Raw genomic sequence first — 21,846 nt, forward strand, 5'->3', positions numbered from 1 at the left:
GATTCTGGATTGCTTCGCTTCGCTCGCAATGACGAATGAGGCAACAGTGCCGGCTACGGCTGGCCCTTGTCGTTCTCCAGCCTGAAGATCTGCGAGCCTTCGCTGCCCGAGAGCAGGCCCGTCTCCGTGTACAGCTTCAGCTTCGTGCGCGTGTCGGCGATGTCGAGATTGCGCATGGTGAGCTGGCCGATGCGGTCGGCCGGCGTGAAGGCGGCGTCCTCCACCTTCTCCATGCTGAGCCGCTCGGGCGCATAGGTCAGGTTGGGGCTCTCGGTGTTCAGGATCGAATAGTCGTTGCCGCGGCGCAGCTCGAGCGTCACCTCGCCGGTGACGGCGCGCGCGACCCAGCGCTGTGCGGTCTCCCGCAGCATCAGGGCCTGCGAGTCGAACCAGCGGCCCTGATAGAGCAGGCGTCCGAGGCGCATGCCGCTGATGCGGTACTGTTCGATGGTGTCCTCGTTGTGGATGCCGGTGACGAGGCGCTCATAGGCGATGTGCAACAAGGCCATGCCCGGCGCTTCATAGATGCCGCGGCTCTTGGCTTCGATGATGCGGTTCTCGATCTGGTCGCTCATGCCAAGACCGTGGCGGCCGCCGATGGCGTTGGCTTCGAGGAACAGCGCGACGGGATCAGAGAAAGTCTGGCCGTTCAGCGCGACCGGCTGGCCTTCCTCGAAGCGCACCACGACCTTCTCGGCCTTGACGTTGCAGTCGTCGCGCCAGAACGGCACGCCCATGATCGGGTTGACGATCTTTATGCCGCTGTCGAGGCTTTCGAGATCCTTTGCCTCGTGCGTCGCGCCGAGCAGATTGCTGTCGGTCGAATAGGCCTTCTCGGCGCTCATCTTGTAGGCGAAGCCCTGCGCGGTCATGAACGCCGACATCTCGGCGCGGCCTCCGAGCTCGTCGATGAACTGCTGGTCGAGCCAGGGCTTGTAGATGCGCAGGCCCGGATTGGTCAGCAGGCCGTAGCGATAGAAGCGCTCGATGTCGTTGCCCTTGAAGGTCGAGCCGTCGCCCCAGATGTTGACGCCGTCTTCCTTCATCGCCGCGACCAGCATCGTGCCGGTGACGGCGCGCCCGAGCGGCGTGGTGTTGAAATAGGTGATGCCGCCGGTGGAGATGTGGAAGGCGCCGGACTGGATCGCGGCGATACCTTCGTGGACCAGCTGCGTGCGGCAATCGACCAGCACGGCCTTCTCGGCACCGAACTCCTGCGCCTTGCGCGGGATCTCGTTGTAGTCGGCTTCATCGGGCTGGCCGAGATTGGCGGTATAGGCGTAGCAGCGCGCGCCCTTCTGCTTCATCCAGAGCAGCGCCGCGCTGGTGTCGAGGCCGCCCGAAAACGCGATGCCGACTTTCTCGCCCTTGGGCAGGCTTTTCAGGATCGTGGTCATGGGGCTTCCAATCGGGTCTCAAGGGGGCTGATGTCGTTTGCGAGTTGACCGCGCGAATATCAAATTTCGCACGCCTCGGCACGCATTTAATGGCTCAAATCGACGGCTCGGGGCCCGTCTTGCTGCCGAACAGGCGCTGGCGGAGCCGGTAGGCGGGCATGTTCAGCCGGGTCAGGGCGGCATCGACCGCCTCGTCCGAAAATCGCGTCCGCGGCCAGCGGTAGATCAGCGCGTAGGCGAACCAGATCACGACGAAGGTGACGAGGCCGGCGATCGAGACATCGGTGAAGAAGTGGCCGCCGAAGGCCATGCGGAGCCCGCTGGTGACGGCACCGAAGACAACCGCACCGGCATAGGCGAGCGGCCGCCATGCCGGCGGCGCCAGCGCGGCGGGCGCCAGCGTCCAGAACGCGGTCGCGCCTTCGCCCGAGAAGAACGAGCAGTTGCGCGCGCAGTCGCCGCGCGGATCCCACCACGGCACGAACTGCTGGTCGCCGGCAAACTGCGTCACCACCACCGGACGCGGCCGGCCCCAATAGGTCTTGAAGGTGAGATTGGTCAAAATGCCGGCCGACAGGATGATGGTGACCAGCAGGAACACGATCGCGCGCCCCGACACCATCAAGGGACGATCGGGCCGGATCATCTTGACCACGAGCGCGACCAGCGGCGGCAGCACGAACGCCCAGGCAACCCACATCGCGGCGTCGCGCGCGAAGGCCGCCCAGTCGTTCAGCTTGAGCGGAAACGTCTTCGTCTCAGGGTCGAAAAACAGCGCGGCGAGCTTGAGATCGAGCTCGGGATAGAGGCCGAAGACGACGCCGATCACGAGCCACAGCGCCAGGGCGATGAAGAGTCCAGTCCGGTTCATGGCGCGCGGTTTAGCGGAGTGGGGCGGAGATGAAAACCCCGGGGAAGGTCAAGACAATCAGTGCGCATCCGGCCTTGAATTCGACGGCAGCGGCGGAGGTGGCTTGCGCGGCAGCGGCGGATTGCGCCAGGCGCCGGCGTTGCGGCCGGCGATCAGCCAGTAGACGACGCCCGCGACGATGCCCGCGCCCGTCATGATCTCCAGATGCCGCCGCACGACGCCCTCGAACTGCAAGGTGTCGGAGTGGAAGGGAACGAGGCCGAGATAGCAGGCGAGCCCGACGAGGCCGCCGCCGACGGCATAGGCCAGCGCGCTGCGGATGTAGAGCGCCTCGGTGATCGCGACGATCACCGCCGCCGGCACCAGCGCAAAGCCCGAGACGAAGATGAAGCCGAAACCGAGCAGGACGTCGATCGTGCCCTCATCGACGGGACCGGCGCCCAGATCGGCGAACTCCGGAAACAGCAGCGCGACGACCACGATCATGCCGCCGACGAAACAGGCGGCGAGAAAGCCGATGAAGATGACGACGAGGCGGCCGATCAGGGACATGCTGGGAAAACTCACTGCCCTTCATTGCGAGCGAAGCGAAGCAATCCATCCTGTCTCCGCGGAAAGACTCTGGATTGCTTCGCTTCGCTCGCAATGACGAGGATGCGAGACTGCGTGCATTGTCTATCAGTCCGTCATCGCCATGGCGCGCAGCGTCTGGCGTTCGCGGGCCGAGAGCTTTTCGGTCTCCGACTTGAGCTGGCCGCAGGCGGCGAGGATGTCGCGGCCGCGCGGGGTGCGCACCGGCGAGGAATAGCCGGCGTTGAAGATATATTCGGAGAATTTTTCGATCTGGTCCCAGTCCGAGCATTCATAGGCGGTGCCAGGCCACGGATTGAACGGGATCAGATTGATCTTGGCGTGAATGCCCTTGAGCAGCTTCACCAACAGCTTGGCATCGTCGAGCGAATCATTGACGCCCTTGAGCATCACATATTCGAAGGTGATGCGGCGCGCGTTCGAGGCGCCGGGATAGTCGCGGCAGGCCTGTAGCAACTCCTTGATCGGATATTTGCGGTTGAGCGGCACCAGCTCGTTGCGCAGCTCGTCGCGCACCGCATGCAGCGAGATCGCGAGCATCACGCCGATCTCCTCGCCCGCGCGCACGATGTTCGGCACCACGCCCGAGGTCGACAGCGTGATGCGGCGACGGGAGATGCCGATGCCTTCATTGTCGCCGACGATCAGCAGCGCATCGCGCACCGCATCGAAATTGTAGAGTGGCTCACCCATGCCCATCATCACGATGTTGGTGACGCGGCGGGTGCCGTCCTCGCGATCGGCCCAGTCATTGAGGCGGTCGCGGGCGACCATGATCTGACCGACGATCTCGCCTGCGGTAAGGTTGCGCACCAGGCGCTGCGTGCCGGTGTGGCAGAAGGAGCAGTTCAGCGTGCAGCCGACCTGGGAGGAGACGCAGAGCGTGCCGCGATCGGTCTCGGGGATGTAGACGCACTCGACTTCATGCGCCTTCTCGACATTGTCGCCGCTCGGCAGACGCAGCAGCCATTTGCGGGTGCCGTCGTTGGAGATCTGCTCGGCCACGACTTCGGGCCGGTCGACGGTGAAGTGCTGCGCGAGCTCGGCGCGAATGCCCTTCGAGACCGACGTCATGTCGTCGAAATTCTGGGCGCCGCGGAAATACATCCAGTGCCAGAGCTGCTGCACGCGCATCTTGCGCTGCGCAGGCGCAACGCCGATTTCGTCGAGGCGATCGGCAAGCTCGGTGCGCGACAGGCCGATCAGAGACGGCTTGGCCGGCGGCACATAGGTTTCGAGCGGAGTCTTCTCCACCAGGATTGCGTTGTGCGGCTCGGTCGTCGGTTGCATTGAATGGACCTAATGGCTTGGTCGTTCCGGGATGGTCCTGATGACCAGACCCGGAACTTCGAGATTCCAGGCTCGATGCTGCGCATCGCCCCGGAATGACGGAAGAAATCTGGAACCGGCCTTATATAGCAACCGGAACCGCCGATTGCGACCGTGATACCGCCTGCAGCCTTAACGCCGGCAGTCCTATTGTCGGCAGTCTTACCGTCGGCAGTCCTGCGAGATCCGGTCCAGCGCCTGGGCGAGACCCTTCAGCGAGAAGGTATCGGTCGTCTCGGTCCCCTTGGCCGAGACGCCCTTGACCACGAGATCGGCGGATTTGCGCATGGCTTCGACCATCCGATCCTCCTCGGCCGCGTTCTTGATCCAGAGGCCGTCGCCCTGCGTGTACATGGCGAAGGCGGCGCCGCCGACCTCGGCCGAGGATTCCGAGCCCGGCTTCAGCGCGTAGCCGATCATGACCGAGACCTCGTTGTTGACCTTCTCCGCCGGCCGCGTCGAGACGAAGGCATAGGCGGGATCGCGCGGCCGATTCGGTGGATTGGTCTTCGACGACGAGGGCTTGGCCAGCGCGAAGCAGACCTTCTTGCCATTGGGCGCGGCCGAATAGGCGCCCCAGGTGCCGAACTGGCCGATCAGGGTCGGCTCGGCGCCGCCCGCAACCGCCGCGGGCGGGGCCACCGGCTTGCTCTCGGGCTTTGCGGCCGTCTTTCCGGTCGCATGGGCCGCCGGCGCGGCTGATTTCGGTGCAGGCTCTTTCGGTCCAGGCTTGGGCGCCGGTTGCGCCGTCTGCGCCCGCGCGGAATCGGTGATTCCCAAGGCCGCAACGCCAATCATCAAAGCTAAATTCAGCACCCGCCACATGCTGGAGTGGTTCCCTCAATATTGTGACTGGAAGATGGCCCGGCCGCGCGTTGTCCCCGCGGCAGGGATACCCGGGAAAGTCCAATTTGGGAAGGCAGTTAAGGAGGACGCAGCAGCTAGCTTTTGATGCGCGCAGCGCGCTGTTCGGCCCATTGCGCGTCGGTCCAGCGCAACAGGTCTTCGGCGCCGGAACTGCGCAAATGCGCGCCGCCGTCGATCACCACCATCTCGCCATTGATGTAGCCGGCGCCGTCCGAGACCAGGAAGCTGGCGAGGTCGGCGAGCTCGCCATGCTCGCCGGTGCGCCCCAGCGGGTTGCGCGCGGTCCAGCCCTCGTCACGGCCCTCGGGGCGGAGCTGCCCCGATGCCCCGGCGGTCGGGAACGGTCCCGGCGCGATCGCGACGGTACGGATTCCCTTCGGGCCCCACTCGACCGCGAGACTTTTGGTCATCGCCAGCACCGCCGACTTCGCCATCGCCGACGGCACGGTGAAGGCGCGACCGGTGATGGTCGAGGTCGAGAGGATCGAGAGCACGACGCCGCCATGCCTGGCTTCAGTCCAGCGTTTGCCGGCGGCGAGCGTGCAATACATCGCACCGTGCAGCGTCGGCGCCAGGATCGCATCGGCGGCGCGGAACGACAGATGTTCGCTCTGCGCGATGAAGGTCGCGGCGGCATTGTTGACGAGAATATCCAGCGGTGCCTCGCGCCAGATCGCGTCCATCATCGCATCGACGGCGGCGCCATCGCGAACGTCGCAGGCGATCGCCGTGACCTTGCCGCCGGTCTGCGCGCGCATCTCGCTCGCAGCCGCATCGAGCCGATCGAGCCTGCGGCCGCAGATCACGAGCTCGGCGCCAAGCGTGAGGAAGCGGCGCGCCATCGCAGCACCGAGACCCGAGCCGCCACCGGTGACGAGGATGCGCTTGTCCTTGAGCAGGCCTGTTTCAAACATCGTTTGAATCCTTGTTCTTCTTGTTTCGTCATTGCGAGGATAGGCCCTCGCGCTGCCTGAGACAAAGAAACCGGATTGTCGGCCGTGCCTAAATCCGGCAGAAACGATCCAACTTATAATTCCACCTCGAAACGCCCCAAGGTGCCGCCATGAAAGCCATCCTCTGCTCGCAATATTGCCAGCCCGACGATCTCGTGCTCGCGGACGTACCGGATCCGGTGGCAGGTCCCGGCGAAGCGGTGATCGCGATCAAGTCCGCGGCGCTGAACTTCTTCGACCTGCTGATGATCCAGGGCAAGTACCAGATCAAGCCGCCGTTCCCGTTCTCACCGGCCGCGGAAGTCGCCGGCGTGATCGAGAGCATCGGCCCCGGCGTGACGGATCTGAAGGTCGGCGATCGTGTCGTCGCGTCCTGCGGCCACAACGGCGCGCGCGAAAAGATCGCGCTGCCGGCGGCATCGATCGTGAAGATTCCCGACAATCTCGACTTTGACCGCGCGGCCGGCATCATCATCATCTACGGCACCGCGCTGCATGCGCTGGAAGACCGCGCCAGCCCGAAACCGGGCGAGACGCTCGCGGTGCTGGGCGCCGCCGGCGGCACCGGCCTTGCAGCCTGCGAGCTCGGCAAGCTGATGGGCCTGAAGGTGATCGCCTGCGCCTCGTCGGACGAGAAGCTCGAATTCGCCAAAGCGCATGGCGCCGAGCTGACGCTGAACTACGGCAAGGAAGATTTGAAGGAAGGCTTGCGAAAACTCACCGGCGGCAAGGGCGTCGACATCATCTTCGATCCGGTCGGTGGTGCGTATGCCGAGCAGGCGCTGCGCTCGATCGCCTGGGAAGGCCGTTTCCTCGTGATCGGCTTCGCCGCCGGCGACATTCCGAAGATGCCGCTGAACCTCGCGCTGTTGAAGGGCTGCGACATCCGCGGCGTGTTCTGGGGCGCCTGGACCCGGCTCAATCCGGCCAAGAACCGCGCCAATCTCGAGAAGCTGGTGAAGTGGACGGCGGAAGGAAAGATCTCCTCGCATGTCGACCGCACCTTCCCGCTGGCGCAGACCGCCGACGCCCTGAAGGTGCTGGCGGGACGTCAGGCCATGGGCAAGGTGATCCTGCATCCGTGAGGATGCAGGGCGTATCGCAAACTCCTCTACGGGTCGGCCTGGCTTTCGCCAGGACGACGTTGGAGTGCAAGTAGCGCACTGCTACTGCGCTTCCCCCTCACCCAGCCCACGCTTCAAAACAGCACGCGCAGCCTCACGATGTTCCGTCGTGATATGGCCGGCGACCATGCGGATGGCGGTGGCGAGCACGGCGGCGTCGTCGGTGAAGCCGAGGATCGGCATCACGTCGGGAACGAAGTCGAACGGCAGGATGAAATAGGCGATCGCCCCGAGCAGCGAGGCCTGAACGTGGCGCGGCGTCTGCCGGTCGAACGCGCAGTAATAGGCGGCGAGCAGGTCTTCGGCGAACGGCAGATGCGCGGCAACGCGCTTCAGCTTGCGCCAGAAGCGGCGGCGTACGCCCTCGCGATCTTCCGCGAGCCGGTCGGCCGGCTCGAAACCGACGCTGTATTCGGCAGCCATGTTCGGAAAACTCCCGGTTCAGCAAGGGGAGGCAGATCGCCGCATCCCGTGCTGACCACAAGATAAGGATGCCCCCGGTCGCTGCAAGACGTCAGCCTGGTGTCAGCCTGGCGATCGCGTTCATCGTCTTGGCCAGCTCGATGTCGAGCGCGGTGACGCCGCCGGCATCATGGGTCGACAGCACCACCTCCACCGTCTTGTAGACGTTACGCCATTCGGGGTGGTGGTCCATCTTCTCGGCGACCAGCGCGGCCCTGGTCATGAAGCCGAACGCCTCGTTGAAGTCCTTGAAGACAAAGGTCTTCGCGATCGCGTCGCGACCCTCGATCTCGGTCCAGCCCGATAGTCCTCCGATCGCCTGCCTGCGCGCCTCCGCCGAAAGCCGTTCTGCCATCCTCGCCTCCTTGCTTCAGGGGAACTTTACCCTAACTCCGTGCTGACACCCCGGGTTCATCCGGGATTTGCTCCATCCGCTAACCATGACGGAGATGTAACCCCGCTGGACAAGAAATTTGCTACACTTGCGGGTGTAAATCGCCGGCCAAGATGAAACTGAGCCTCAAGCGACTGTTCGGGAGATCGATGACCGGGGGATTGGACCTGGCCGAAGCGCCCAACCCGCCTTCGCCGCGATCAGCGGCGCGGAAGACGGCGCTCGTGACTCTCGCACTGGTGCTTGCGATCGTCGGAGCGCTGGCCGGCGGCTATTATTTCGCGATGCGTCCGGTGACGCTGAAGATCGCGGTCGGTCCCGCCAACAGCGATGACCTCAAGGTCGTGCAGGCGTTGACGCAGGCCTTCGCGCAGAGCAAGAGCCAGGTGCGGCTGCGCCCGATCCAGACCGACGGCGCCACCGCCAGCGCCGAAGCGCTCGCGGAAGGCAAGGCCGACCTCGCCATCGTGCGCGGCGACGTCGACGTGCCGAAGAACGCGCAAGCGGTCGCAATCCTGCGCAAGAACGTCGTGGTGCTGTGGTCGGTGCCCGGCAAGGGCAAGAAGAAGGGCGCGAAGATCACCAAGATCACGCAGCTCGCCGGCCATCGCGTCGGCGTGGTCGGCCGCACCCAGGCCAACGTCAACCTGCTCAAGGTGATCCTCCAGCAATACGGCGTCGATCCCGCCAAGGTCGAGATCATTCAGTTCCCGGCCAATGAAGCCGCCGAGGCGATCAAGGCCCAGAAGGCCGATGCCTATCTCGCGGCCGGCCCCGTCAACAGCAAGATCACGTCGGATGCGATCGCCGCATCCGCCAAGGATTTCGGCACGCCGGCCTTCCTCGCGATCGATTCGGCGGATGCGATCGCACAGAATCATCCGGTCTATGAAGCATCGGAGATTCCCGCCGGCACCTATGGCGGCTCGCCCTCTCGTCCGGACGACGAGGTCAAGACCATCAGCTTCGCGCACCACATCGTGGCGCGGAAGGCCGTGTCCGAAACCACCATCGCGGCGTTCACGCGCCAGCTTTTCGCGGTCCGCCAGCAATTGGTAACGGAATTCCCGCTGACGGCAAAGATCGAAACGCCCGACACCGACAAGGATGCGGTGATCCCCGCGCATCCGGGCGCGGCCGCCTTCGTCGACGGCGAGGAGAAGACCTTCCTCGACAAATACAGCGATTACATCTGGTGGACCCTGATGGCGCTCTCGGCCATGGGCTCGCTCGGCGCCTGGTTTGCGGGCTATCTGAAGAAGGACGAGCGCGACAACAACAGCCATCTGCGCGAGCGGCTGCTCGACATGATCCCCGCCGCACGGAAGAGCGAGACCACCGAAGATCTCGACCAGATGCAGACCGAGGCCGACGAGATCCTGCGTGACACGCTGCGCTGCTACGACCACGGCGCGATCGAGGAAGGCGCCCTCACTGCCTTCAACATCGCGCTCGACCAGTTCCACGCCGCTGTCGCCGACCGCAAGGCGGTGCTGTACAGCCAGCCGCAGAGCCCGCAACGCGCAGGCCCGCAGTTCAGGGCCGCCGGCAACGGGTAGACGCCTGCGCGCGTAATCGCTGCGTCACATTGCCTCAATATAGCATCGGACTTCACCGTTGCGGCCGCCGGGGCGGCCGTCTCCACGCGATCGAGACCGTCCCATGAACATCAAATTCTCCCGCCGCCGTTTCCTGACGACCAGCGCCGGCGCGCTTGGCGCGGTCGCAATGCCCTATCTCTCCCGCGCGGCCGACCGGCCGGCCGTGACCCACGGCGTGCAGTCGGGCGACGTCACCGTCGACGGCGGCGTGGTCTGGGCGCGCGCCGATCGTCCGTCGCAGATGCTGGTCGAGGTGGCAACGACGGAATCGTTCAAGGACGCCCGCGCGCTGCCGCCGATCGCGGCGCTGCCCGAGAGCGACTTTACCGCAAAGATGCTGATCGAAAACCTGCCGGGCGGACAGGATATCTTTTACCGCGTTCGTTTTCGCGATCTCTCGCACACCGCGGTGGAAGGCGAGCCGGTGATCGGCCGCTTTCGTACCGCGCCGGCCGACCGCCGCGATGTCAGCTTCGTCTGGGGCGGCGACGTCGCCGGCCAGGGTTGGGGCATCAATCCCGATGACGGCGGCATGGTCACCTTCGCCGCGATGCGCAAGCACAAGCCGGATTTCTTCCTGCATTCCGGCGACACCATCTATGCCGACGGTCCGATCCAGTCCGAGGTGAAGCTCGCCGACGGCAAGATCTGGAAGAACGTCACGATTCCGGAAAAGGCCAAGGTTGCAGAGACGCTGGACGAGTACCGCGCCGCGCACAAATACAATCTGATCGACGACAATGTCCGCGCCTTCAATGCCGAAGTGCCGATCTTCGTTCAATGGGACGACCACGAGGTGACCAACAACTGGTCGCTGTCGAAGGAGCTGCCCGCGACCTACAAGGTGCGCGACATCTCGCTGCTGGCGGCCCGCGCGGGCCGCGCCTTCCACGAGATGTATCCGATGCGCGAAAGCATCAATGAGCCGGGCCGGGTCTATCGCCAGATCTCGTACGGCCCGCATCTCGACGTGTTCGTGCTCGACGAGCTCAGCTATCGCGGCCCCAACGGCGCCAATCTCGAAGCCGCTTACGGGCCGGCCAGCTACTTCCTCGGCCCGGACCAGATGGCCTGGCTCAAGCGCGGCCTTTTGAATTCCCGCGCGACCTGGAAGGTGATCGCCTCCGACATGCCGCTCAGCCTCGTCGTCGCGGACACGCCGAAGGGCGGCTCGGAAGCGTTCGCGCAAGGCGACGGCCCGGTGCGCGGCCGCGAGTTCGAGATCGCCGACATCCTGCGCTTCATCAAGATGGCGCCGATCAGCAACACGGTGTGGCTGACTGCGGACGTGCACTACGCCGCCGCGCATTATTACGATCCGAACAAGGCGCAATTCCAGGAGTTCGAGCCGTTCTGGGAATTCGTCTCGGGACCGCTGCATGCGGGCACCTTCGGTCCGAACGCGCTCGACAACACCTTTGGGCCCGAGGTGCGCTTCGTCAAGGCGCCGGACAAGGACAGCCAGAACCTGCCGCCATCGGCCGGCATGCAGTTCTTCGGTCACGTCAAGATCGACGGCGCCTCCGGCCGGATGACGGTGACCTTGCGCGACCGCGCCGACGTCGCGCTGTGGTCGACCACGCTCGATCCGAAGCAGGCCTGACGCCGCATCGCTAATCGGCCGCGCGGACCTGGAGCGCGGCCTCGAGCGCGTCGGTCGAACACGGCTTCTGCAGGCGCGGCTGGCTGACGAATTCCGGCGGAATGCGTGCATCGGCGCCGTAACCGGTGACGAAGACGAACGGAATCTTCAAGGAAGCCAGCCGCTCGGCGATCGCAAAGCTCTTCTCCCGGATCAGTTCGACGTCGAGCAGCGCGAAATCCGGCGCACGCTTCGCGATGGCGTCCAGCGCCTGGCTGACCGAACCGACGGTCCGCACGCCCTTGACCCCGAATCCGAGCAGCCGATCCTCGAAATCGATCGCGATGATCGGATCGTCCTCGACGATCAGGACATCGGCCGGCCAGGCTCGGTCATCGGAAAGTGCGGGTGTCATGATCTCATCTTGAATTTGGAGGTTTTCTGATCGGGACAGCCGCACCACGACGCCTCACCTAGCGCATCGAAGGGTTCCTGGAACGAAACCCACCACATCATAGTTCTCCAGTCTGTCCACTTGTGCACACAAGCGCCGGGCGGAACCCGCTATGTAAGAGGAAGGATGGGGAGTTCACGATGGATGCGCGGATCGGTAGGGCAGCCGAGGTCGAGAGCCGGCCGGCCAACAATCTCCTGAGGCGCCTGAGCCAGGCCGACTACGCCCTGCTCGGGCCTCACGTGGCGGTCGAGGATTCCGCGGCGAGCGAGTTGCTGTACAACCCCGGCGACGACGTCCAGGTGGTTCACTTCCCCTGCGGACCGTCGCTCGCGACCTTTCTCGTCCCCAATGAGGACGGCCGCGACGTCGAGACCATCCTGGTCGGCCGCGAGGGCGCGGTGGGCGGCATCGTCAGCGAGGGGTTTCTGCCGGCCTACACCCGGATCTGCGTGAAGTTCGGCGGGCCGTTTGCGCGCATTCACGTCGGCAAGCTGGAAGCGGCCAAGCTGCGCTCGGCGTCGCTGCGCAATGTCTTTGCCCGCTATGCCGATTGCTTGCTGGCACAGATCTTCCAGTCGACGGCCTGCAACGCCATTCACTCGATCGAGCAACGTACCGCCAAATGGATCCTGGCGGCGATGGAGCGGACCGGCGACGAGAACAGCGTGCCGCTGACGCACGAACAGCTCGCGACGCTGCTCGGCGTCGGCCGCAGCTATGCCAGCCGCGTGCTCCAATCGTTCAAGGCGGAAGGCGTGCTCGACACGCGGCGCGGATCGATCCTGGTCCGCAACCGCGACGGCCTGCGCCTGCGCGCCTGCCTGTGCAACGACGCCGTGAAGATGCACTTCGAGGAGGTGCTGCGCGGGGTCTATCCGACCGAGGAAACGCGCGACGCAGGGTAATCGCTCCACCCTGCTCTCCCGATAGATCCGCCCCCGGGGAGGAGGTCGGCGTGCGACGCCGTGGTCGCCGTGCTATGCTCATCCCGCATGAGCGGGGCTTTCCTTCACACTCTCTTCGATGTCGCGGCGTGGCTTGCCGCCGCCGCGGCGCTCTACTGGCTGGCGCGACGGGGCTTGCGGTTTCCGGCGCAATCCTTCGAGCTGCCCTACGTCGCCGTGCTGGTGTTCGGTGCGGGCCTCGGCGCCTACCTGTTCGGCTCCGCCAATCTGTGGCTGTCGGGCCAGAGCGGCATTGCGCGCTCGGTGGAAGGTGCGCTCGCCGGCGGCATCGTGGCGATCGAACTCTACAAATGGTCCGCGGGGATCACCGTGCGAACCGGCGCGCGGTTTGCGCTGCCGCTGGCGCTCGGCATCGCGATTGGCCGGCTCGGCTGCTATTTCGCCGGCCTCGACGATTTCACCTACGGCACGCAGACGGCATTACCCTGGGGCCATGATTTCGGCGACGGCGTCCCGCGCCATCCCGTGCAACTCTACGAGAGCGCCGCAATGGCCGTATTCGCGCTGCTCTATGTGCTGGCGGTGTTGAACCGGAACGCGTTTGTGATCACCAATGGTTTCTACCTCGTCCTGGCCTATTATGGAGCGCAGCGATTCCTGTGGGAATTCCTCAAGCCCTATGGCCCGCTGATCGGCCCCTTCACGCTGTTTCACCTGCTGTCGATGTCCATCCTGCTCTACGCCGCAATCATGCTGGCGACGGCGCCCAAAGCGAGATCCATGCATGAACGCGCCGTTGCGTAAGTCGCGTCCCTACGTCTTCTGGGGCCAGACGCAGTCACTTTGCGAGACCTGCCTGAAGCTGGTGCCGGCCAAGATCCAGATCCTCGACAACGAGGTCTGGTACGAGAAGCGCTGCAACGAGCATGGCGTCCAGTCGACGCTGGTATCGACGGATGCCGCCTATTGGCGCCTGTGCAAGGAGTTCATCAAGCCGGGCGACCGGCCGCTGCAATTCCAGCAGCGCACGGAATTCGGCTGTCCCTATGATTGCGGGCTGTGTGCCGATCACGAGCAGCATTCCTGCCTGGCGCTGATCGAGATCACCGAGCACTGCAACCTCACCTGCCCGGTCTGCTTCGCGGAATCCTCGCCTGCGCGAACCCAGTTCACCCCGCTCGCCACCGTCGAGACGATGCTGGACGCACTGGTCGCCAGCGAAGGCGAGCCGGATCTGGTGCAGATCTCGGGCGGCGAGCCGACGCTGCATCCGGATTTCTTCGAGATCCTCGATGCCGTCCGTGCCCGCCCGATCCGCCACGTCATGATCAACACCAACGGCCTGCGCATCGCCCGCGAAAAGGATTTCGTGGCGCGGCTCGCCGAGAACAAGCGCGGGCTCGAGGTCTATCTCCAGTTCGATTCGCTCGAACGCGATGCGTTGATCAATCTGCGCGGCGCGGATTTGCGCAAGATCCGCCAGCAGGCGCTGGAAAATCTCGAGCATTTTGGCGTATCGACCACGCTGGTGGCCACCATCAAGCGCGGCGTCAACGATGCCGAGATCGGCGACATCGTTCGTCACGCGCTGACCTGGAAATGCGTGCGCGGCGTAACGTTGCAGCCGGTGCAGGACGCCGGCCGCAACGAGAATTTCGACAAGAACACCGACCGCATCATGCTGTCCGATATCCGCAAGCGCGTGGTCGAAACTGGCGTGTTCGGCGACAAGGACATGATTCCCCTACCCTGCAACCCCGAAAGCATCTCGATCGGCTACGGCCTGCGCAATGGCGAAAAGGTGCTGCCGCTGACCTCGCTGATCCCGCAGGAGCAACTCGTCGCATTGTTGCCCAATACGATCAGCCCGGAGAAGCATCCGGCGCTGCGGGAGAAATTCATCGATCTGTTTTCGCTATCCTCGGGACCGCTGAACACGAGCGAACGCGTCTGCGAATTGCTGTGCTGCCTGCCGAGCTTCGAGGTGCCGGAAGGCCTCACTTACGAGAACGTCTTCCGCGTCACCATTGTGCAGTTTCTCGATCGCTTCAATTTCTGCGTGGGCAACGTCAAGCGCAGCTGCATCCATTTCGTGACGCCGCAGGGCGCGATCATTCCCTTCGACACCTACAATCTGTTCTACCGCAACGGGAAGATCGACAGCATCCGAGCCGCGCTGGCCGGGCAGACTTATCGGGAAGCAAGGCAGAAGGAGGAGGTGCCGCGGTGAGCGACGAGGGACCCATGAGCGATTCCAACCGCATGCCACCGGCACCGCCTCCGCCTCCGACCGCGCCGCGCAGCGGCTGCCTGACCGCGCTGATGGCGATCTTCGGGATCATGCTGCTGCTGCCCGGTGTCTGCGCGCTGTTGTTCGGCGGAATTTCAATATCCGACAGCGGCCGGATCGATTCCGATATCGCGCCCCTGGTCTTCCTGGGCCTGGTCGTGGGGCTGGGCGGGGTCGCCCTGATCTGGGCCGCCATCAAGGGCCGGCGCGTCTGAGCCGGGCTTTTCGCCTAACCCCCGGGAATCCCCGGACAAAATTCAGTCAACCAAGGCCCAAAGAACGCATTGTTTTTTGGCGGTTTTTGCCTATATTGCGCCGCAACGCATAGGGTGCCCGGTCGATATGGCCGGGTTTCCTTTTTGGGCGGAAAGCGCCCCGTTTCCAGTCTTCCAGCGTTGTTTCGAGAAGAGGTCCCGGTCTGACCGGCGAGATCGCGCTTAACCCATTGTCCGACTGCAAAGAAGCCCACTCATGAACCTTCGCAACATCGCCATCATCGCCCACGTCGACCACGGCAAGACGACCCTCGTCGACCGCCTCCTCCAGCAATCCGGCACCTATCGCGAGAACCAGAAGGTGACCGAGCGCGCCATGGACTCCAACGATCTAGAGCGCGAGCGCGGCATCACCATCCTGGCCAAGGCGGCCTCGGTGCAGTGGAAGGACACCCGCATCAACATCGTCGACACCCCCGGCCACGCCGATTTCGGCGGTGAGGTCGAGCGCATCCTGAACATGGTGGACGGCGCGCTGGTGCTGGTGGACGCCGCCGAAGGCCCGCTGCCGCAGACCAAATTCGTGGTCTCCAAGGCGCTCAAGGTCGGTCTGAAGCCGATCGTCGTCATCAACAAGGTCGACCGCCCCGACGCGCGAGCGACCGAAGTCATCAACGAGGTGTTCGACCTGTTCGCGGCGCTCGACGCCAGCGAGGAACAGCTCGACTTCCCGATCCTCTACGGATCGGCCAAGCAGGGCTGGATGGCCGAGAGCCCGGATGGATCTCAGGAAGCCGGCATGCAGCCGCTGTTCGACCTGATCGTGCGCCATGTCGCGCCGCCGACCGTCGAAGAAGGCCCGTTCCGCATGATCGGCACCATTCTGGAAGCCAACCCCTATCTCGGGCGCATCATCACCGGCCGCATCTCCTCAGGCTCGATCAAGCCGAACCAGGCCGTGAAGGTGCTGGGCGCCGACGGCAAGACGATCGAGCAGGGCCGCATCACCAAGATCCTCGCCTTCCGCGGCATCGAGCGCACTCCTCTCGAGGAAGCCGACGCAGGCGACATCGTCGCGATCGCCGGCCTGACCAAGGGCACGGTCGCCGACACCTTCTGCGATCCGTCGGTCGATACGCCGCTCGTGGCGCAGCCGATCGACCCGCCGACCGTGTCGATGTCCTTCATCGTCAACAACTCGCCGCTCGCCGGCACCGAAGGCGACAAGGTGACCAGCCGTATGATCCGCGACCGCCTGCTGCGCGAGTCCGAAGGCAACGTCGCGCTGCGCGTGGTTGAAGCCTCCGACAAGGACGCCATGGAAGTCTCGGGCCGCGGCGAATTGCAGCTCGCGATCCTGATCGAGACCATGCGCCGCGAGGGCTTCGAGCTCTCGGTGTCACGTCCGCGCGTCGTGTTCCAGAAGGACGAGGCCACCGGCGCCACCCTGGAGCCGATTGAGGAGGTCGTCATCGACGTCGACGAGGAGCATTCCGGCGTCGTCGTGCAGAAGATGAGCGAGCGCAAGTCCGAGCTGATCGAGATGAAGCCGTCCGGCGGCAACCGCCTGCGGCTGGTGTTCTACGCGCCGACCCGCGGCTTGATCGGCTACCAGGGCGAACTGCTCACCGACACCCGCGGCACCGCGATCATGAACCGCCTGTTCCACGGCTATGCGCCGTACAAGGGCGAGATCCAGGGCCGCCGCAACGGCGTCTTGATCTCCAACGACCAGGGCGAGGCCGTGGCCTACGCCATGTTCAAGCTGGAAGATCGCGGCCCGATGATGATCGAGCCGGGCTGGAAGGTCTACAAGGGCATGATCGTCGGCGAGCACACCCGCGACAACGACCTCGAGATCAACGTGCTCAAGGGCAAGCAGCTCACCAACATCCGCACGACCTCCAAGGACGAAGCCGTGCGCCTGACCCCGCCGATCCGCATGACGCTGGAAAAGGCGCTGGCCTATATCGAGGACGACGAGTTGGTCGAGATCACGCCGAAGTCGATCCGCCTGCGCAAGCGGCACCTCGACCCGAACGAGCGCAAGCGCGCGGAAAAATCCAAGGAAGCGGTGGCGTAAGCCACTCTTGTGTCCCGGACGCAGCGTAGCGCGTCCGGGACACGATAGCTGCACGCCTCTCCGGCTTCAGCACATCCGGCGAACGTGCTAGAGCCCGGTCATGAGCTCCCTGCCCTCCTCCGTCGATGTCGCGATCATCGGCGCCGGCGCCGCCGGCCTCGGTGCGGCACATGCCCTGCAAAGCTCCGGCCTCTCCGTGGTGGTGCTGGAAGCGCGCAACCGCCTCGGCGGGCGCGCCTGGACGGTGCAGGCCTCGTCCGAGGTGACATTCGACGTCGGCTGCGGCTGGCTGCATTCGGCGGACCGGAACTCCTTCGTCGGAATCGCAAAGCAGCTCGGTTTCGAGGTCAACAAGGACCTGCCGCCCTGGCGCGACCGTGCCTTCGGCAACGCATTTCCGCAAAGCCAGCGCGACGATTTCATGCGCGCCATGGAGGCGTTCTACGAGCGTCTCTGGCAGGCCGCGCAAAACGGCAAGGACGAACCCGCGAGCGTGAGCCTGGAGCCCGGCAATCGCTGGAATCCCATGATCGACGCGGTCTCGACCTACATCAACGGCTGCGAACTGAAGGACATGTCGACGCTCGACTGGGACGCCTATGAGGACAGCGACCTCAATTGGCGCGTCCGCCGCGGCTATGGCGCGTTGATCGCGGCCTATGGCGCCCCCTGCCCGGTGGCGCTGACCTGCGAGGTGACGCTGATCGATCATTCCGGCCGGCGCATCCGCATCGAGACGTCGCGGGGCACGCTGACCGCTGACAAGGTGATCGTCACCGTGCCGACCAATCTCATCGCCGATCAAGCGATCCGCTTCTCGCCCGCCTTGCCCGCCAAGGTCGATGCCGCAGCCGGCCTGCCGCTCGGCGTCGACGACAAGGTGACGCTGGCGCTCGGCGATGCCGAAGCCTTCCCGATTGAAGGCAATCTGCGCGGCGCCACCATGCGCACCGAGATGGGCACCTACCACATCCGCCCGTTCGGACAGCCCTGCATCGAAGGTTTTTTCGGCGGCAGCTTTGCCCGGGCGCTGGAAGACGCCGGCAACGGCGCCATCGCCGCGCAAAGCATCGACGAGATCGCGGGCTTCCTCGGCAACGACATCAGGCGAAAGCTCAAGCCGCTGTACGAATCGCGCTGGGCACATGATCCCTTCGCAAGAGGCTCCTACTCGCACGCGCTGCCAGGCCACGCCGGCGACCGCGCCGTGCTGGCGGCGCCGGTGGACGGGCGGCTGTTCTTTGCCGGAGAAGCAACGTCGCCGAATTTCTTCACGACGGCGCACGGGGCCCGGGACAGCGGCGAGCGGGCTGCGAAGGAAGTGCTGGGGGTTCTGGGCAAGCCGTAACCACGAACTCCATCATTGCGAGCGAGCTACTCGATCACCCGCGCCCGCAAAGCCGCGTCCGGCACGAAGCACGAATCATACTTCCCGAAGATGCGATAGCGATTGCGCGCGACGAGGTTGTAGACCGGGTCCCGCAGCGGCTTTGGCACGGCGAACAACGCTCGCGTCCAGCCCCAGCCGGGAAGCTGCGACAGCACTGTCAGCGCAGCGTCCGACTTCATGAACACCGCGCCGCCATGGACCACGGCATTGGTGTCGGGGTCCTCAGGGTCGATGCCGAATGACCGCGCGAGTTGGATCCCATATTCCGACTGGATCGGCGTGAAGCGAAATCGCCTCGCGGTGTCGCGCGCCGCGACGAAGCGGACCCAGCGCGAGCAAAAGATGCAAACGCCGTCGAACAGGATCACGTCGTCGTCGGGCCATTTTCCCATCAGCGATTATCCAGCATCAGGAGCGCTACAAACATCAGCACGATCGCCGGTCCCGTCTTCACCAGCGCGCCGAGCGGCTCGATCCAGAGGTCGGGCGTTAGGATCGCCGCGCCGAACATATAGCCGAGCGAAGCGAAAATGCCTGCGATCAGGCCGATCGCCGCGGTGCGGCGGAAGGCGATCAGGACGCCGATGCTCATGTCCATGAGGCTGGTACCGATGGTGACGGGATCGACCAGCGCGGATGGAAAATTGTGCGCGATCAGGATGCCGGCGGCGGCGCGGTAAGAAACGAATAGCGCGATGAAGCCGGAGACGAGCCAGAACGTGACCAGGCTCGCGAAGATCAGCGCCTTCACCAAAAACAGCCGCGCGAACCATTTGTCCTGAATGGTTGCCGGATGGCGCCCGACCGTCTCAGCCAGTGTCTTCGGCTTGATGCCCGTGGCGGCAATCCACGCCGAGGGATCACCACGCACGCCGCGGCGCAGCTCGGCGATGGCGGTGGTGCGCATCGGCGCCATCCAGCCGAGATAGCTGGCGAGATCGCCGATTTTGGCGCCGAGATCGAGCATGAACGACGGCATCGCGACGCGCGGCCAGCCGGCGGTACCGAACGCGTGTCGAAACTGCTCGATGACACCAGCCATGGTGACCGGCTCGGCCTGCATCAGGTCCCAGCTCACGGACTTCACCGATGCGTCGTCGATATCGCGCGCAGCAAGCCAGGCGATGGCGGCGACGATATCCTCGATGACGACGGGCTGGAACGGCGTCGCCATCTCCGCACTCGGCAAGTCGATGGGAAAGGCGGCGAGCGCCCGGAGCATCGCGCTGCCGCCATAGGCGGACGGGGCGACCACGAAGCCGGGCCGCAAAATGGTGTGGGGAATGCCGGAGGCCGCGATCAGACGTTCGGCCTCGCGCTTGGTGGTCGCGAAGGCGGTGCGATCCTCGCTCGCGTTTCCGGGAATCGAGATGTGCACCAGCCGGATCGCGCGGCCGCTGTCGCCGATGGACTGGAGCAGGCGCGCGACGAAATCGCTATGCACGGCATTGGTATCGCTGCCGGGACCGTCCTGGAGCACGCCGAGGCAGTTCACGACGACATCGACCGCGTGCTCGCCAAGGAGACGCGTCAGAGCCGCCGCATCGAGCGAGAGGATCGGCAGCTCGATGTCCAGCGCGCTCATTGTCTGCGCGACCGACAGGCGGCGCGCCACACCGGCAACGCGAAAGCCGCGCGCGCGAAGATCGTCGGTGACGAAGCGGCCGATCAGGCCGGAGGCGCCGAGCACGAGAATGGTTCGCCGGCTCATGACCTTCCTCAAAGCGGTTTTGCGATCATCAGCCAGAGGATCAGCATCGTCGCGCCGAAGCCGGGCAAGCCGAATGCGAACCAGCGGCGGAACAGCACGACATAGCGCGCCGGGAGCGCGCAGCGCTGCTCGGCCGCCGTCCGCGCGAGATCGCGCATCTCGATCTGCATGAAGACGACGGGAATCCAGAACAGGCCCGCGATCGCGTACAGCACCAGCGAGGCCAGCAGCCAGCGTTCCGTGATCGAGGTCGCCGAGAGCAGCATCAGCAAGCCGCCCGTGATCGGTTGCAGGATCACGGCCGACAGCGTGAAGATCGCATCCGCGACCACCACGACCGAAGCGGTGCGCGCGATGAACGCCACGTCGTTCGTGCGATGCGCCATCAGCATGAAGAAGGCGATGCCGGTTCCGGTGCCGAGGATGACGATGGCGCCGAGCAGGTGCAGGTATTTGACCAGGAAATACAGCGTCATGGCGTCCTGGTCGCCGCGGGTTTGAGCTGGTTCAGCGCGCGCGCGAGCTCGCCGCTTGCGGCTTTGACGCCCGCCTCGGTCTCGATCATCCAGTGGCCCTCGCTGCCGACGGCCGGCAAGGTGCGGAAGTCGGCCGTGCCGCCGCTGCGGCGAAACGCGTCGACCGACGCTTTCGAAAATGCCGGTGAAAAGTAGCTGTCGTTGGCCGCAACGAGCCAAACGACGGGGATGCGCGCGGCCTTGCCGAATTCAGCCGCCGCCGCAACAAGCGTGTGCGGCGCGCAGATCCGGTTGGGCTCGTCATTGGCATGGCCACCGCGCCCCGGCGCGAAGACGATGATGCTCGATATCGCCTTCGGATCGGCATTGGCGAGCGCCAGCGCGCCCCAACCGCCGGCGGAATGGCCGATCACGATGGCGGCGTCCTTTCGAATGAAATCCTGCATGCGCACATAGTCCAGCGCGCGGAAGATTTCGTCGGCAGTGACGCGGCCGGAGCGCGCATAATCCGCCTCATCGCAGCCGCCCTGGTCCTCGACATAGCCGCCGCCGGTCGCGCCATGGCCGAGCCGTTCCGGCACCAGCACGGCGAAGCCGCGCGCGACGAGGAACGCTGCCAGCGCGCGGTATTCCGGCTGCGGCATTTGCGCTCGACGTAGCCCGTTCTGCGTCGAGGCATGCGCGATCACCGCAAGCCGGAACGGACCGGCGCCCGAGGGGCGAAACAGCAGAGCATGCGCGGCAATGTCGCTGTCCGGCGATGGCACGCGCCACTCTTGCCGGCGAAACGGATCGCCCTCCGCTCCGGACGGACCAAACGTGACCTGGGCGCACACAGGCGGCGCAGTCATCAAGGCCAGCAGAGGCAGAAGCACGAGGGTGTTGAGAAGCCGCATGAATTGCCGGAGGCGGACACGAACAGCGACGGCCACACTAGTAGGAACGAATCAATATCGGCAGACTTTCTGCGCTGCCATTACCGTTCATTCGTTGCCGCAAAGCAGTTTTGCACCGACGCTTGGCATGCCGATGCCGTTCGAATTGGCGTCCTGTCTTTTTTCGGTACAACATGGTTAAATACTGATGCAGAAAGTCCACAGGTTAACCGATAATTAACGATAGGTCTTGCCGCCGGCGCGGCGACTTGG

The 21,846-nt window shown here is 64.9% G+C and carries 22 protein-coding genes; 9 read left to right on the forward strand and 13 right to left on the reverse strand.

All coding sequences use genetic code 11. The annotated features are described in order from the left end of the window. Positions 1-53: 53 nt before the first annotated feature. From argG to NR187_RS20795, 6 genes are all read right to left on the reverse strand, one after another. The gene (gene argG / locus NR187_RS20770) at positions 54-1,397 is read right to left on the reverse strand and encodes an argininosuccinate synthase (RefSeq protein WP_211383672.1); all 1,344 of its coding nucleotides are present in this window, start codon (positions 1,395-1,397) and stop codon (positions 54-56) included. 94 nt (positions 1,398-1,491) lie between these two features. Further along, positions 1,492-2,268, reverse strand: a complete 777-nt coding sequence (locus tag NR187_RS20775; protein ID WP_211383673.1) for a phosphatase PAP2 family protein — start codon at positions 2,266-2,268, stop codon at positions 1,492-1,494. A gap of 57 nt (positions 2,269-2,325) precedes the next feature. Next, positions 2,326-2,820, reverse strand: a complete 495-nt coding sequence (locus NR187_RS20780; protein WP_211384207.1) for a hypothetical protein — start codon at positions 2,818-2,820, stop codon at positions 2,326-2,328. Between the two features lie 126 nt (positions 2,821-2,946). Then, positions 2,947-4,149, reverse strand: coding sequence for a 23S rRNA (adenine(2503)-C(2))-methyltransferase RlmN (rlmN, locus tag NR187_RS20785; protein ID WP_211383674.1), 1,203 nt, complete (start codon positions 4,147-4,149; stop codon positions 2,947-2,949). Between the two features lie 201 nt (positions 4,150-4,350). Next, a complete protein-coding gene (locus tag NR187_RS20790; protein ID WP_256807420.1) occupies positions 4,351-5,013 on the reverse strand; it encodes an invasion associated locus B family protein in 663 nt (220 codons plus the stop codon). A 116-nt stretch (positions 5,014-5,129) separates the two neighbouring features. Continuing rightward, entirely contained in the window at positions 5,130-5,969 is an 840-nt protein-coding gene (locus NR187_RS20795; RefSeq protein ID WP_256807421.1) for an SDR family oxidoreductase, read from the reverse strand. A gap of 149 nt (positions 5,970-6,118) precedes the next feature. Between NR187_RS20795 and NR187_RS20800 the strand changes: the two genes are divergently transcribed. Further along, positions 6,119-7,093 carry an NADPH:quinone oxidoreductase family protein gene (locus NR187_RS20800; protein ID WP_211383677.1) on the forward strand — a complete coding sequence of 325 codons (975 nt, stop codon included), beginning with the start codon at positions 6,119-6,121 and terminating at the stop codon, positions 7,091-7,093. An 81-nt stretch (positions 7,094-7,174) separates the two neighbouring features. Here the strand turns inward: NR187_RS20800 and NR187_RS20805 are convergent, their stop codons facing one another. Together NR187_RS20805 and NR187_RS20810 are read right to left on the reverse strand one after the other, a co-directional pair. Beyond that, complete coding sequence (locus NR187_RS20805; protein ID WP_256807422.1) at positions 7,175-7,555, reverse strand: YkvA family protein; 381 nt, start codon at positions 7,553-7,555, stop codon at positions 7,175-7,177. A 91-nt stretch (positions 7,556-7,646) separates the two neighbouring features. Further along, positions 7,647-7,949: a 4a-hydroxytetrahydrobiopterin dehydratase gene (locus tag NR187_RS20810; RefSeq protein WP_211383679.1), complete on the reverse strand. Its 303-nt coding sequence runs from the start codon at positions 7,947-7,949 to the stop codon at positions 7,647-7,649. A 152-nt stretch (positions 7,950-8,101) separates the two neighbouring features. On the opposite strand from NR187_RS20810, the gene NR187_RS20815 reads away from it, so the two are divergent. Together NR187_RS20815 and NR187_RS20820 are read left to right on the forward strand one after the other, a co-directional pair. After that, positions 8,102-9,547 carry a TAXI family TRAP transporter solute-binding subunit gene (locus NR187_RS20815; protein WP_211383680.1) on the forward strand — a complete coding sequence of 482 codons (1,446 nt, stop codon included), beginning with the start codon at positions 8,102-8,104 and terminating at the stop codon, positions 9,545-9,547. 103 nt (positions 9,548-9,650) lie between these two features. Then, positions 9,651-11,192, forward strand: a complete 1,542-nt coding sequence (locus tag NR187_RS20820) for an alkaline phosphatase (protein WP_256807423.1) — start codon at positions 9,651-9,653, stop codon at positions 11,190-11,192. Positions 11,193-11,202: 10 nt separating this feature from the next. On the opposite strand, the gene NR187_RS20825 is transcribed toward NR187_RS20820, so the two are convergent. Then, positions 11,203-11,586 carry a response regulator gene (locus NR187_RS20825; RefSeq protein ID WP_211383682.1) on the reverse strand — a complete coding sequence of 128 codons (384 nt, stop codon included), beginning with the start codon at positions 11,584-11,586 and terminating at the stop codon, positions 11,203-11,205. A 179-nt stretch (positions 11,587-11,765) separates the two neighbouring features. Between NR187_RS20825 and NR187_RS20830 the strand changes: the two genes are divergently transcribed. The 6 genes from NR187_RS20830 (at position 11,766) to NR187_RS20855 (ending at position 18,469) form a co-directional block, all read left to right on the forward strand. Next, positions 11,766-12,533, forward strand: coding sequence for a Crp/Fnr family transcriptional regulator (locus NR187_RS20830; RefSeq protein ID WP_211383683.1), 768 nt, complete (start codon positions 11,766-11,768; stop codon positions 12,531-12,533). A gap of 87 nt (positions 12,534-12,620) precedes the next feature. Next, the gene (locus NR187_RS20835) at positions 12,621-13,337 is read left to right on the forward strand and encodes a prolipoprotein diacylglyceryl transferase (protein ID WP_256807424.1); all 717 of its coding nucleotides are present in this window, start codon (positions 12,621-12,623) and stop codon (positions 13,335-13,337) included. Beyond that, positions 13,318-14,763: a radical SAM protein gene (locus tag NR187_RS20840; RefSeq protein ID WP_256807425.1), complete on the forward strand. Its 1,446-nt coding sequence runs from the start codon at positions 13,318-13,320 to the stop codon at positions 14,761-14,763. Before NR187_RS20835 ends, NR187_RS20840 begins: the two co-directional genes overlap by 20 nt. Before the next feature lie 14 nt (positions 14,764-14,777). Continuing rightward, positions 14,778-15,038 carry a hypothetical protein gene (locus NR187_RS20845; protein WP_211383686.1) on the forward strand — a complete coding sequence of 87 codons (261 nt, stop codon included), beginning with the start codon at positions 14,778-14,780 and terminating at the stop codon, positions 15,036-15,038. Between the two features lie 256 nt (positions 15,039-15,294). Continuing rightward, complete coding sequence (gene typA / locus NR187_RS20850) at positions 15,295-17,121, forward strand: translational GTPase TypA (protein ID WP_211383687.1); 1,827 nt, start codon at positions 15,295-15,297, stop codon at positions 17,119-17,121. Between the two features lie 100 nt (positions 17,122-17,221). Next, positions 17,222-18,469 (forward strand): NAD(P)/FAD-dependent oxidoreductase, encoded by a 1,248-nt coding sequence (locus NR187_RS20855; RefSeq protein ID WP_256807426.1) that lies wholly within the window; start codon positions 17,222-17,224, stop codon positions 18,467-18,469. 26 nt (positions 18,470-18,495) lie between these two features. On the opposite strand, the gene NR187_RS20860 is transcribed toward NR187_RS20855, so the two are convergent. From NR187_RS20860 to NR187_RS20875, 4 genes are read right to left on the reverse strand one after another with little or no spacing between them, the layout of a single operon-like run. Beyond that, positions 18,496-18,903 carry a thiol-disulfide oxidoreductase DCC family protein gene (locus NR187_RS20860; protein ID WP_211383689.1) on the reverse strand — a complete coding sequence of 136 codons (408 nt, stop codon included), beginning with the start codon at positions 18,901-18,903 and terminating at the stop codon, positions 18,496-18,498. After that, a complete protein-coding gene (locus NR187_RS20865; RefSeq protein WP_256807427.1) occupies positions 18,903-20,222 on the reverse strand; it encodes an SDR family oxidoreductase in 1,320 nt (439 codons plus the stop codon). The genes NR187_RS20860 and NR187_RS20865 overlap by 1 nt, the downstream gene beginning before the upstream one ends. An 8-nt stretch (positions 20,223-20,230) precedes the next feature. After that, positions 20,231-20,698 (reverse strand): DUF2269 domain-containing protein, encoded by a 468-nt coding sequence (locus NR187_RS20870; protein ID WP_256807428.1) that lies wholly within the window; start codon positions 20,696-20,698, stop codon positions 20,231-20,233. Then, positions 20,695-21,594 carry a dienelactone hydrolase family protein gene (locus NR187_RS20875; RefSeq protein ID WP_256807429.1) on the reverse strand — a complete coding sequence of 300 codons (900 nt, stop codon included), beginning with the start codon at positions 21,592-21,594 and terminating at the stop codon, positions 20,695-20,697. The genes NR187_RS20870 and NR187_RS20875 overlap by 4 nt, the downstream gene beginning before the upstream one ends. Between the last annotated feature and the right edge of the window lie 252 nt (positions 21,595-21,846).

This window comes from Bradyrhizobium sp. Bra64, from assembly GCF_024519875.1.
In the GTDB taxonomy this organism is placed as follows: Bacteria; Pseudomonadota; Alphaproteobacteria; order Rhizobiales; family Xanthobacteraceae; genus Bradyrhizobium; species Bradyrhizobium japonicum_G.